The organism is Paenibacillus nitricinens (genome assembly GCF_052056485.1).
GTDB classification, from domain to species: domain Bacteria; phylum Bacillota; class Bacilli; order Paenibacillales; family Paenibacillaceae; genus Paenibacillus_AQ; species Paenibacillus_AQ nitricinens.
Genome location: NZ_CP183948.1, coordinates 227,343 through 240,272 on the forward strand (window position 1 = coordinate 227,343; position 12,930 = coordinate 240,272).

Below are 12,930 nucleotides of genomic sequence, written 5' to 3' on the forward strand. Positions count from 1 at the left end.
ACTTTTCTAGTTTTTTCGGTCCTTAACGTGAATAAACCTTTTCACCCTGCACCCAGACCTCGCGGATATTCTCAGGTCGAGCTAGATACATTATTTTTTGAAACACGTCGTATAAATCTTCATTCCCATCAAAGAGAGGCAGTCTAGCCGATGGTACTTTTGTATCGATGATTTGAACATCCCACGTATAGCCTTCTAATATCCGGCCGATAGGTAAACTTAAGCTTTCTCCGCCACCAGCAGTAGCAAGATAGAAGGATTCATCAATCATAATTCGTGATCCTAGTAATCCACGCTCTTGTGCAGGAAGGGAGGGATTAACGCCATCCTCAAGCATTCTTGAAGACATTACAGCTTGTCTTATGTTATCGAATAGACTAGGTGAGAAACCTCCGGAAATATCAGACCCCAAACCAATCTCCACACCCTTGGAATGGAAATGTGCGATCGGAATCACACTATTGGCAAAATAAGCGTTCGAGATCGGACAATGTGCAATAGCCGTTCCTGTCTCCGCAAATAAATCCACATCATCCTCATCCAAAAAATTGCAATGTGCCATGACTGATTTATCACTGAGCAGACCGAAATCATGCAAGGCAAAAGCATCGTTTTTCTGGAATCGTTCTTTTACATAACCGTGCGCCCAATCACTTTCACTACAGTGCGATTGAATATAAGTATCGTATTTAGCGGCTAATTCACCTAAACCTTGCAATGCCTTATCTGTACAGCTTGGAATGAACCTAGGTGTCACTACAGGGTAAACGCCTTGCTTAGTCGATTTGGCTAGTTCTTTTACAGCTAAAATAAATTCTTCCGTATCTTTTAGTGCCGTTTGGGTGTCAGCATCGCGATAGCTTTCTGGATTTCCTTGTGGATCATCCATTACCACTTTTCCAACGAGTCCGCGTTGCCCTTTATCCGCACAGATTTGGGCTAACAGTAAACTGGCTTCTTTATGCACCGTTGCAAAATAAAGAGCTGTAGTCGTTCCGTTCGCTAGTAAAGTGTCAACCACATCATCGTAGACCTTTTTTGCAAAATCCAGGTCCGAAAATTTAGATTCCAATGGGAAGGTGTAAGTATTTAACCAGTCATAGAGTGGAATATCTAATGCCGTTCCAGATTGAGCCCATTGGGGCGCGTGAACATGCAAGTCGATAAAGCCGGGCAAGAAAAACTGACCGTCCCCTAATCGATGGAAGTTGCCTTGGTCTTGGTAAGTATCTAGTAATGGTTGATAGTCCGGCGCTTCTGGAGAAACGATCCTTTCTATCATTCCATCTCTATTTATACAGAAGAGGTGATCTTTTAAAATTTGAATTTCCTTAGGTGATTTACTTGAAAATGAAGTCCCTAGGAATATTTGCATATATTTATTCATATTATCCGCCTTAATGTTCGTCTTTTGGTGTATGTTTGTTATTATAATCCGTAAAAACTGATAAGTCTACACCAAAAGTCGAACGAAAACGAATGTTAGTTACTGATTTATGCTCTAACTAGATCGAAATGTATGAATTTACATACGCTCTTCGGCAATCTCCTTCGGAGATACTTTGAAGATAATGTCCTTTTCGGCTATTAGCATTACGTAAAATGTATGCGGTTACTTACTTATGCTATAATACATATAGATAAATTAGGTTAAGCGCTTAAGAAAAATGGGTTAGGAGTGTTACTGAAATGAGAAGATATAACTTTTGGCGTCCGATCATGCTAATTATTGTCGCGTTGCTTACGAGAAGCCTGGTGACTAACGTATGTATTTTGTTTGGTATGCAGACTGAAGTAGCGAGTAGTATAGGTACACTGGGCATGGTCGTCGCCGGTTTAGTGATGTATAATCGCATGAATATTCGCCGTCGAAAATAACGAATGAATTTCTGGAATCCGATCGATTTGGTTAAGATATGAAATTAGCGCAGGAGCATTTGTTGACCCGTTATACATAAAAATGAATCGATCGGGATTTGTTTTTAGGACATAGCCAGTATCATAGAAAATAATGAAAAAGACACCCTTTAGGGTGTCTTTTTTGGGTTGTCCAAGTGACTATACAAAACAGTTATAGTCATTCTTTCATCTTTACCGCTGTAAATATTTGTGAGTAAATAGGTGGGTAAAGAAAGGGGAGAAAAAGAATGCCATTTGTTGATAAACTTCCCAAGTCTATAGAAATGCAGCTTACGGAACAGCCGTTATTCCACTTTGGAACTGATTTAATGAATGATGGACAATTCGGCGAGCAATGGCTTGTATTGACAGAGAAGGAAGTGTCCGTTTGGGGAACAGACGGGGAAATGGTTTCGAAGTTTTTTGTTTCGAGTATAGCCGATGCTCGAGTAGTAGGTGGGATAGGCGGCGGTTCGTTACTTGTTGATACTAAAGAGGGTCCAATCATCCTTATACGTTATACCGCATCGCTTACCTCTATATTTGGATATGCGTCTAAATTAATTGCTGCTGTAGCTAAAGGGGAGGAGCGGCCAACGGCTTCTGAAAAAGAATTTCCAAGACATTGTCCGAAATGCCGCAATCCGCTGCCAGACGATTCTCAGACCTGTCCGGTGTGTAAAAGTAACGGTAAGGTTCTCTTTCGGATGTTAGGTTACGCGAAGCCGTATAAAATCCAAATGATCGCAGCAGCAATTATGCTGATTTTCACTACATTGATAGAGCTTGTTCCACCTTTTTTGACGAAAATGATTGTAGATAACGTGCTAACAAAAAAGGACATGGGTTCAACGTTACTATGGATTGTAATTGGGCTTGCTGCCACCTCTCTGATGGTTACTCTAATGCAGACTGTGCGTGGACTTATCGGGGTATGGATTGGCTCGAAAATTATGGGTGATCTGCGTCATGATGTGTATCATTCCTTGATGAAATTGTCGCTATCTTTCTTCGATCGAAGACAGTCTTCGCAATTCATTGGACGGGTAAATAATGACTCTGAGGCGATGCGGCAATTCATGACAGATGGCGTAATATGGGTCTCGGGTGAATCATTAAGGGTGATCGCAATCTTCGCGATTATGTTTAGTATGGATTGGAAGCTAACGCTGCTAGCCATGCTGCCTATGCCGCTTATGGTCGTTCTATCGACTGTGTTATGGCCGATGATTGGCAGACGGTGGTACCAGCAGTGGAGATCTATTTTTAGACTAAACGCTTTGGTGGGCGATTCTTTGCAGGGAATTCGTGTGGTTAAAGCATTTGGTCAGGAAACTACGGAAATGTCCCGTTATACTGTCGCTAATAAGGAATTGGTGCGGCACAATATCCGGATTGAAGGCTTGTGGCAGGGAATGTTTCCCGCTTTTGCGTTAGTTGCTGGCGTTGGTACGCTTTTAATTTGGTATTATGGCGGCAGAACGGTGCTTGACGGACAATTATCTATTGGTACGCTAATCGCTTTGGTTACTTACCTGGGGATGCTCCTCGGACCTTTGCAGTGGGTAAGTCAAATGATCAATTGGGCCAGCCATGCGATTTCAGCAGCAGATCGGGTCTTTGAAATTATGGATACACCATCGGATGTGCCTGATACGACGAACCCAGCTGATATTGGTCGTGTTAATGGTGAGGTAGAGTTTAAACAGGTCACTTATGGATACGAAAAGCATCACCCTGTGCTCAAGAACGTGGATTTAAAAGTAGGCGCAGGAGAGATGATTGGTCTGGTCGGACATTCAGGTGCTGGGAAGTCGACCTTCATCAATATGATTTGCCGATTCTATGACACAGATGAGGGCACCATCACCATCGACGGAGTGGATATCCGAAATATTAGCCAGTCTGACCTCCGGAGTCAGATCGGTGTAGTGCTGCAGGAGACATTCCTGTTCGACGGCACGATTGCTGAGAATATCGCTTATTCTAAACCGGATGCTACAGAGCTAGAAATTATGCGTGCTGCTAAAATTGCCAATGCACATGACTTCATCGTTCAGCTACCTGATGGCTATGACACAAGGGTAGGAGAACGTGGGCATAAGTTATCCGGAGGGGAGAAGCAGCGAGTGTCTATTGCCCGAGCAATAATTCACGATCCGCGGATTCTAATTCTGGACGAAGCAACGGCTTCTGTGGATACAGTGACTGAGCGGCAAATCCAAGAAGCCATCTCGCGTCTGGTCAAAGGTAGAACGACATTCGCCATTGCTCATCGATTGTCCACTTTAAGAAATGCCAATCGGCTCGTCGTGCTGGAACGCGGTAAGATTATTGAGGTGGGTACGCATGAAGAATTGCTAGCAGTAGAAGGGGCTTACTTCAAACTGGTCGAGGCACAGAAAGAAATGTCCCAGATCAAGGGGGTAGAAGTGCATGAGTGATCCAATCAGTGTCAGTGATGAATTGAAAGCTCAAGATAAAGATCCCTATGAAATTAACATTTTAGAACCGGGTCTGATTTCCTTTAACCGTAGTCAAGGTGGGGTATTTCAAGGGGTAGTAGAAGGTAAGGTTTATGAAGAGCTAATCCTTTTTCGTATATTTCCTTTTCAATACAACACCCAGTATATTTCTGTGAGGAATTCTAAGAGTGAGGAGATTGGTGTCATTCGTGACATTGATCAGCTGGATGAGGAAAGTCGGGGGGGAGTGGACAAAGAATTGCAGCTGCGCTACTTTCTTCCCGTTGTGACCCGAATTGATTCCATCAAACAGAAGGCAGATATGTGGATTTGGGAGCTGCAAACGAATCTGGGGCAGACTCGTATCGTTATGCGTAACCTGCATGAGCATATGCAATACCCGAGTCTTAACCGCATCATTCTGACTGACGTCAATGGAAAAAGATGCGAAATTCGTGATTATTCCACTTTGGATATTCAGAGTCGGAATAAGCTGAAAGACGTTTTATAGTGGCAGAAGCAAAGTGCTTGGTAGTTTATACTACTGAGCACTTTTTTTTGATCTGTGTAAACATGCGCGGTTATCCCTCCATTTATGATGAGGAGACGCATTAGATTGGAGCAAATTTGTCACTAAACTTCCAGCATATGTGGTAATATATTACAACTAGATAATTTACTATATGGAGGTATGTGAGTGAAGCATAAATGGATGAACTCGCCGTACACCTTTGCTTATGGAATGTTTGCGATGATGGTTCCCAGTCAGGCTTTTAGTTCTTTTTACAGTTATTTTTATGTGGAGAAATTGGGCTTGGGCATTGGACTTGCTACACTGGCCAGAACAATCTTTCTGATCTGGGATGCGGTGAATAATCCGTTGTTTGGATATTGGTCAGACCGGACAAATACCCGCTATGGTCGGCGTAGACCCTGGGTGTTCGGATCGATCCCTTTGTTTATGCTGGCGTTTGTGCTGGTGTTCTCTCCCCCCGGCGGTTTATCTGAGAATGGACTCTTCACTTGGTTTCTAGTGACGCTTATTTTCTATGAGGCTGTGGCTACGGTCTTGTGGGTGAACTATGGCGCGCTGCTTCCGGAGCTCTTCCGTGGAGATCGTATTCGGGCAAAAGCCTCGGCGATTCAGCAAGGGTATCAAGTGGTCGCTCTGTTAATCGGTACGGCTCTAACGCCAATCCTTTTCGCAGCGATTAACTTCTCTAATATGGCTATTGTGTATGCCTGTGTCTTCGGCGTGTTTATGTTCTTATGCATGATGAACGTTCAAGAGAAGAAAGAGACTACTAAGACCGAACCATTGAAGCTCATTCCGGCGTTTCGGGAGACGATTCGGAATAAGAAGTTCTGGGTGTTTAATATTTCGAACTCTTTTGCCCAAACGGTGAATGGACTTGTAAGCTCGATGATTCCCTTTTATGCAAAATATGTTCTACATATTTCAGAAACACAGGTGTCTATTATGCTCGCAGCTGTCTTTGTCTCGGTTATTCCATTAGTGTTCGTGTGGTATTGGATTATTCGTAAGATGGACGGGGTCAAGGCATGGCGGCTATCGCTTATCCTATATGCTTTATCTGTCATTCCGCTATGGTTCGGTTATGATCTTGTAAGTGGTGTAGCCGCTGGTATTGTTGTCGGTTTCGGACTAGCAGGATTTCTAGTAACCCCGGCAATCGTAGGTGGCAAAATTATTGATGAGGATGCGGAGAAGACAGGTCTGAGAAGAGAAGGCATCTATACCGCGGTAAGCGGATTTATCACTCGTTCGAGCGGATTAATCTCGGCGCTGGCTTTTTTCATTGTAGGGATGATCTTTGGTTACAAGGGTGGCGATGATCCAGGGTCTGATCCAGAAGCAACGTTCCGGTATTTAATAAGCGTGGTGCCGTTATGTCTGCTAGCCATATCTGTTGTCATATCTTTTACGATTAAATTCACATTTACGGGGCAATTGAGAGGTGATGCTGACTATGAGCAAAAGATTAATCATCAATTGTGATGATTTTGGGCAAAGCCCTGCCATGAATCAGGCGATTATGCATCTGTTAGAAGAAGGAAAAGTATCTTCAGCGACGATAATGGCGGTGGCCCCTGGATTCGAGGAGGCAGCTAGATGGTGTAGCCGTAGGCAACAACGAAATGTGGGCCTTCATTTGACAATGACTAGTGAGTTTGAGGCTTTACGCTGGAGCAGCCTGACGGGGGACTCTTCACTACATGACGATGGCGGGCATCAATATAAGACGGTAAAAGAGTTTGAACAGGGGGCGCAGACAAAAGCTGTGCTAAAGGAGATTGTTGCGCAGTATGAGAGAGTGAAACAATCCGGCATCGTGATTAGTCATGTAGACAACCATATGGGAAGTTTATATGGCATGGAAACGGGACGCAGCTTGCTTCCGCAGACGTTGTGGAGAATTTCGCGCTGGGGATTGCCATCACGGTTCTTTCGATACATCCATCCTGAGGATCCCCTGTTAGGATCGCTGAAAAATATTGAACGTCCTGTTGCACTTGGATCCGGGCTGGCCGATACACTTGGAGTTCCGATTCCTGATTACTTGTTGTCGCATCCCTTTGGTGTAGATGAGGGTGAGACGTACGATCGTTTCAAAAAATCTATTATTGATAAGCTATATTCGCTACCTGATGGTGTTAGTGAAACCTATATTCATCCCGGAATCGACGATCCATGGATGCTTGCAAATATACCACATTGGGAGAAGCGAGTCTGGGAATACCGTCTACCCTTTGATGATGATTTTACCTATGCGATTCGTGATGCTAGTGTTGAATTGACGGACTATCGCTACGTACAGGAGCATCTAAAGCGCTCACGGGTAAGATCTGCGGGGATACTTTTGAAGAAACTGATAACTTCATGAGGAAAAATAAAAAGACACCTTGCGGGGTGTCTTTTGACTATCCCATTAAACCCTTCAGCCCATTCAAGAATGGAGAAATAGATCTAATCATATTGTAGCCCATTTTCATAACCGGCATTGTTCTTTGGATCATCCCTACGAAGCCCATAATTCCACCGAATCCTGAAGCGCCTGAACTTGCACCCTCGGCAGCGCCAGCAGCCCCTCCTCCCATTCCGAAGAGTGAGCCGAATAATGGCATGAGTCCGGATACGTTCGCTTTCCGGGAGCGGGAAGAAGTGTGTTTTTTTGATTTTTTGTTTTTATTTTTATTTTTACGTGGTTTGGAAAGGGTCAATCCATCCTTATCGAGGCCAGTTATCCAACCTACATACGTACGTCCATCATGAAGCGTAACGCACACAGGTCTACCCTTGAGCTGTTCAGCTCGCTTGCGAATTTTTGCTCTGTTTGACATTTGTGGATCACCTCATTGGTCTATTTAATTATATATTACTCAGATATTCCGGTGTTGCTTGTGCGAGTTCATCATTAATATGAAAATAAAGTCCAAAAATTGATGAGGAGAGGTTATAAGATTTGAATAACAATTAGTGAAGGGGGTGGAAGGGTGTTATCTGCATGGATTGGGAGTATTACTTTTGCGGGAGCGGCGATTCTTTACATATTACTGTCTTTAGGATTACCTTATGGTGAATTTGCAATGGGTGGCAAACATAGAATCATGCCCTCACAGATGAGGATTGCGTGTGCGATCTCAGTTGTTATACAATCGATTGCAATCTTGTACTTGTTGCAGGCAGGAAACGTGATTTCTATAGGATTACCTTTTGATAGAAGCGTATGTTATTTTTTCGCAGTCTATCTAATTCTCAATACCGTAATGAATATATTATCGAAGAGTAAAAAAGAAAGACTTGTGATGTCACCTTTGTCTTTAATCACGGCAATTTGCTTTGGGTTTACTGCCATCATGAGTGGGTCTTGAGAGAGTTATTGTCAGATAAAGATTCGACGCTTTTAGACCTTATGTATGCGCTTTCTTAGGGTGCATCTGTATAAGGTGTATTTTTTGTATGTCTAGAGACTCTTGATCTAATAAAAACACAATGTGACCTAGGTCTTTCTTCACACGTTATTATATTTGACACGAATTTATATTAATTTTACAATCCTATACTTTTTCGTCATGTTTGTGTGATATAATATCACCGAAATTATGTAAAAATACTAGGGGGAATAAATCTTTATGGGATGGAAGACACGATGGAACAAGCCTCTCGCTTCTGTACTAGCAACTGCAGTGCTTTCAGCACAGGTACTAGGTGGTGTCGTTTTGGGTACGGTTTGGAGTCCGGACAAAGCCGAAGCCGCATCCGATACCACAGCCAAACTACGGTTGATGAGCACCACGGACGTACACACGAATGTCTACGGCTGGGACTATTTTAAGAATGCAGCCTCTACAACAGTAGGGCTCGATCGAACGGCTACGTTGGTTACTTATGCTAGAAGCGAATATCCTGTTAATAATCTTTTGCTCGACAACGGGGATCTGATTCAAGGTACTCCACTGGGGACTTATATTGCGAACGAAAGTAACCTGATGGAATCAGAGACCAAGCTACACCCTATGATTGCGGCTATGAATATTATGCAATATGATGTGGCCACATTTGGTAATCATGAATTTAATTACGGACTGGAATTCTTAAATCGTACTATTAAAGGCTATGATAATAATCCATTGAGCGGTGCCGATTTCCCATATGTAAATGCCAATATATATATTGATGACAAAGATGGTAATCCAGATAATGACGTAAATGCTTTTAAACCTTATGTAATTATCGACAAGACGATAATGGATAGCGATAACCAACCTCAGGAAATTAAGGTCGGCGTACTTGGCCTTGTAACCCCTCAGATTATGGAATGGGACAAGGTTAATCTGGAAGGCCGTGTCATCGCCAAGGACATTGCAGAAACTGCAGCGAAATTTGTTCCTGACATGAAAATTCAGGGAGCCGATGTAATCGTAGCAATGGCACATACCGGCTTCGATGCAACTGCAGTTGCGGGTACTGATGCAGAAAATGCTATCAATCTTTTAAGCAAAGTTGAAGGCATCGATGCGATTACCTTCTCACACACCCACAAAGTGTTCCCAACAGGTGACAATGCAACGCTTGATGCTTCTTTTAAAGATCCATTAACAAAACTACCATATAATAACGCTCAATCCGTTGTTGATAATGTTTACGGCCACATTAATAGTACTCCGGCTGTACAAGCAGGTTATGGTGGGGGTTACTTGGGTCTGATTGATCTTAATCTGGTGCAGGAAGCCGGCAAATGGAAAGTCGACAAAAAGAACTCTAAAGCTTCGACCCGCTCCATAGCCAATGCTAAACCGGATGCTGCTGTTGATGCTGCTGTTGCAGCAGACCACCAAGCTACTATTGACTATACAGGTCAAGAGCTCGGCGTTACTACCGCTCCGATGAACAGCTATTTCGCAATGGTTCAGGATGATCCAACCGTGCAAATTGTTACCAATGCCCAGAAGTGGTATGTGGAGAAGTATATTAATACTAACCTTCCACAGTATAAGGATCTTCCAATTCTCAGCGTAGGTGCTCCTTTCAAGGCTGGACGCAACGGTCCTTCTGAGTATACGAGTATTGAGAAAGGTCCGCTGACTATTCGCAGTGCGAGTGACTTGTACCTGTATGACAACACGCTGAAAGCTATTAAAGTCAAAGGCTCTGTTGTTAAGGAATGGGTTGAAATGAGTGCGGGCGCATTTAATACCATCGATGTGAAAAGCATAGCTTCACAAAGTTTGCTCAATGGAGATTTTGCGGTTTATAACTTCGATGTCATTGATGGCATTAAATACACAATTGATGTAACTAAACCTGCAAAATATACCCCTACCGGAACAATTAACGATGCTTCATCGAGTCGTGTGAAGCAAATTACGTATAACGGTAAAACGTTGGATCCGAACCAAGATTTTATTGTTGTGACTAACAATTACCGCGCAAGTGGTGGTGGGAACTTCCCGGGTGTGAAAGGTTCAGAGATGGTAGTCGATTCTCAGGATGAGAATCGCCAGATCCTCATGGACTACATTAAAGAAGTAGGTACTATAGACCCTTCTGCAGATGGCAACTGGTCTTTGGCTCCTATTTCAGATGAAGTGAATATTACGTTTACATCGTCACCGGATGCAGCAGCGGTTATGCCATCCAACATTAAGGACACTGGTGCAAAAGATATTAAGGGATTTAGTATTTATAAACTGGCTCTCCCAGTTAAAGATGTAGAAGTTCACCTTCTGGGAATCAATGATTTCCACGGTCAACTGGATACAGTTTCTACAGTAAGTAACAAGAATGTGGGAACAGCTGCTATTCTTGCGACTTATCTGAAGGAAACACGGGCTAAATATGACAATGCTCTACTCTTCCACAACGGAGATTCCGTAGGTGCATCCGCTCCTGTATCCTCGCTTGAACGCGATGAACCGACGATTGAGTGGATGAACATGATGGGATTTGATGTGGGTTCCCTGGGTAACCATGAATTTGACCAAGGTGTCGATGCACTAATGACGCAACTTTATGGCGGTGTGGACCCTAAAGACAGCAATGTTACCCACAAGGGTACGAATTTTGACTATGTGAATGCCAATGCGGTGAATGCCAAAACTGGCGACCCGATTATTAAGCCTTATGTAATTAAAGAAGTGGGCGGTGTGAAAATCGGCTTTATTGGCCTTGTAACGAAGGCTACACCAGGCAAAGTTTCGCCTTCCGGCACAGCTGGCGTATATTTCCTCACTCCTGAGGAGGAAGTGGCAGCTGTTGAAAAATATGCTAAAGAGCTTCAATCTAAGGGTGTTGAAACGATTATCGTGCTTGCGCATGATCCTGCCACAACTAAAGATGGCAAAACTACAGGTGAAGCAGCTGATCTAGCTAATGCGCTTCCTGCCAACTCCCCTGTTGACGTTATCGTTGCTGGTGATAACCATGCTCTGGCAAATGGAATGGTAAACGGCAAACTGATTGTACAAGCATACTCTTACGGTACTGCATTTGAAGATATCAAGCTGATCATTGATCCTAAAACAGGTGATGTGAAGGAAATGTCTGCTGTAGTAATCTCGACCTTCCATGACGGTGTAACACCGGATCCGGAAAGTGTAGCGCTGGTTAATACTTACCTTGAGAAACATCCTGAACTTACTCAACCAGTAGGTACAACAGACGGAACTATCACTCGTACTGATGCATACAACAATGAGGCTGCGCTTGGTAACCTGATTGCTGACGCTATGCGTACTGCTGATTTCGGTGATGGTGCAAAGGCTGCTGATTTTGCCTTTATGAATCCAGGTGGTATTCGTGCGGATCTTCCAAAGGGTCCTGTGACCTTCGGAGACCTTGCCAAAATTCAGCCATTCGGCAACACGCTTGTGAAGCTGACACTGACTGGAGCGCAAATTAAAACGTTGTTGCAACAGCAATGGAATGTAAAAGCTGATGGAACATCAGATATCAAAACGCTGCAAATTTCGGGATTGAAATATACAGCAGACATGTATCTTCCAGTAGCTGATCGCATCGCGAGTCTCACATTAACCGATGGAAAAGCAATTAATCCTACGCAGAAGTATACAGCTGTAGTAAACAACTTTATGGCTGCAGGTGGGGATAATTACAAGGTTCTGACTGAAGCTAGTGACTCATTGGCTGGGCCTATTGACTTGGACGTATTCTACGATTATATTGTGAACACATTTGATAGAAAAGAGATTAAAGCAGCTATTGAAGGTCGGATTGTTAACAATTTGAAGGAAGTTAATCCTACACCGACACCTAGTCCAACGGCAACACCAACACCAACGTCAACAACGGCACCAACAACGGCACCAACAACGGCACCAACAACGGCACCAACAACGGCACCAACAACGGCGCCAACAACAGCACCAAAACCAACAGCAACACCAGCGCCAACACCAGCACCAACAGCAACACCAGCGCCAACTACTGCTCCAGCAGCAAACTTCAAAGATCTGGGTAAGGTAGCTTGGGCACAGGAAGCTATTCAAGCATTGGCTGCTAAGGGCATTATAAAAGGATTGGATGCAAATACTTTTGCGCCAACCAAAACAGTGACTAGAGCAGAGTTTATTACGATGCTGGTTCGCGCATTGAATCTGACGGGTTCGGCAACAACCAGTTCATTCAGCGATGTTAAACAAGGAGTTTGGTACACGGATTCTATCGCCCTTGCGGTGAAAGCCGGACTTGTAAAAGGCTCTGGAAATGGTAAATTTGAACCGGGTCGTGAAGTGACTCGTGAAGAGATGGCGATTATGATTGCTAATGCATTGAAGGATAAACTACAGCCGATTGATAAGAATGCAGCGCTGGGCAAGTTTGCAGACAAGTCCAGTATTGCTCCTTACGCACAGGACGCTATAGCACAACTGACCCAAATGGGAATTGTTAACGGTGTTGAGGGTGGTAAATTTGCACCTAAGGGCATAGCTAACCGCGCTCAAGCGGCAGTCATTATCTACCGTATGCTTGAACAAGCTTCATAATCCGATAGTTCTTCTAAAAGTGTATCGATGATCCCTA

Annotated in this window: 9 protein-coding genes; 7 read left to right on the forward strand and 2 right to left on the reverse strand. The window is 43.6% G+C overall.

Translation table 11 applies throughout. From position 1 onward, the window contains the following. Nucleotides 1-22: 22 nt before the first annotated feature. Entirely contained in the window at nt 23-1,387 is a 1,365-nt protein-coding gene (gene guaD, locus ACN6KS_RS01095; protein WP_440961135.1) for a guanine deaminase, read from the reverse strand. A gap of 302 nt (nt 1,388-1,689) precedes the next feature. Between guaD and ACN6KS_RS01100 the strand changes: the two genes are divergently transcribed. The 5 genes from ACN6KS_RS01100 (at nt 1,690) to ACN6KS_RS01120 (ending at nt 7,270) form a co-directional block, all read left to right on the forward strand. Then, nucleotides 1,690-1,878 (forward strand): hypothetical protein, encoded by a 189-nt coding sequence (locus ACN6KS_RS01100; RefSeq protein WP_094877757.1) that lies wholly within the window; start codon nt 1,690-1,692, stop codon nt 1,876-1,878. A 269-nt stretch (nt 1,879-2,147) separates the two neighbouring features. Then, nucleotides 2,148-4,343, forward strand: coding sequence for an ABC transporter ATP-binding protein (locus ACN6KS_RS01105; RefSeq protein ID WP_440961136.1), 2,196 nt, complete (start codon nt 2,148-2,150; stop codon nt 4,341-4,343). Continuing rightward, nucleotides 4,336-4,875 (forward strand): DUF1854 domain-containing protein, encoded by a 540-nt coding sequence (locus tag ACN6KS_RS01110; RefSeq protein WP_440961137.1) that lies wholly within the window; start codon nt 4,336-4,338, stop codon nt 4,873-4,875. The genes ACN6KS_RS01105 and ACN6KS_RS01110 overlap by 8 nt, the downstream gene beginning before the upstream one ends. 186 nt (nt 4,876-5,061) lie before the next feature. After that, a complete protein-coding gene (locus tag ACN6KS_RS01115; RefSeq protein WP_440961138.1) occupies nt 5,062-6,384 on the forward strand; it encodes an MFS transporter in 1,323 nt (440 codons plus the stop codon). Further along, nucleotides 6,356-7,270 carry a polysaccharide deacetylase family protein gene (locus ACN6KS_RS01120; protein ID WP_440961139.1) on the forward strand — a complete coding sequence of 305 codons (915 nt, stop codon included), beginning with the start codon at nt 6,356-6,358 and terminating at the stop codon, nt 7,268-7,270. The genes ACN6KS_RS01115 and ACN6KS_RS01120 overlap by 29 nt, the downstream gene beginning before the upstream one ends. Before the next feature lie 37 nt (nt 7,271-7,307). On the opposite strand, the gene ACN6KS_RS01125 is transcribed toward ACN6KS_RS01120, so the two are convergent. After that, nucleotides 7,308-7,727 (reverse strand): hypothetical protein, encoded by a 420-nt coding sequence (locus ACN6KS_RS01125; protein WP_440961140.1) that lies wholly within the window; start codon nt 7,725-7,727, stop codon nt 7,308-7,310. A 153-nt stretch (nt 7,728-7,880) separates the two neighbouring features. Here ACN6KS_RS01125 and ACN6KS_RS01130 point away from each other — a divergent pair, with 153 nt between their 5' ends. Further along, on the forward strand, nt 7,881-8,258 hold the full coding sequence (locus ACN6KS_RS01130; protein ID WP_440961141.1) for a hypothetical protein: 378 nt from the start codon (nt 7,881-7,883) through the stop codon (nt 8,256-8,258). Between the two features lie 261 nt (nt 8,259-8,519). Then, a complete protein-coding gene (locus ACN6KS_RS01135) occupies nt 8,520-12,893 on the forward strand; it encodes a bifunctional 2',3'-cyclic-nucleotide 2'-phosphodiesterase/3'-nucleotidase (protein WP_440961142.1) in 4,374 nt (1,457 codons plus the stop codon). Nucleotides 12,894-12,930: the final 37 nt, after the last annotated feature.

Excerpts from the sequence above, each read along its gene's own strand:
- guaD (WP_440961135.1), bottom strand. The coding sequence starts at position 1,387 with ATGAATAAATATATGCAAATATTCCTAGGGACTTCATTTTCAAGTAAA.
- ACN6KS_RS01100 (WP_094877757.1), top strand. The coding sequence starts at position 1,690 with ATGAGAAGATATAACTTTTGGCGTCCGATCATGCTAATTATTGTCGCG.
- ACN6KS_RS01105 (WP_440961136.1), top strand. The coding sequence starts at position 2,148 with ATGCCATTTGTTGATAAACTTCCCAAGTCTATAGAAATGCAGCTTACG.
- ACN6KS_RS01110 (WP_440961137.1), top strand. The coding sequence starts at position 4,336 with ATGAGTGATCCAATCAGTGTCAGTGATGAATTGAAAGCTCAAGATAAA.
- ACN6KS_RS01120 (WP_440961139.1), top strand. The coding sequence starts at position 6,356 with ATGAGCAAAAGATTAATCATCAATTGTGATGATTTTGGGCAAAGCCCT.
- ACN6KS_RS01125 (WP_440961140.1), bottom strand. The coding sequence starts at position 7,727 with ATGTCAAACAGAGCAAAAATTCGCAAGCGAGCTGAACAGCTCAAGGGT.
- ACN6KS_RS01135 (WP_440961142.1), top strand. The coding sequence starts at position 8,520 with ATGGGATGGAAGACACGATGGAACAAGCCTCTCGCTTCTGTACTAGCA.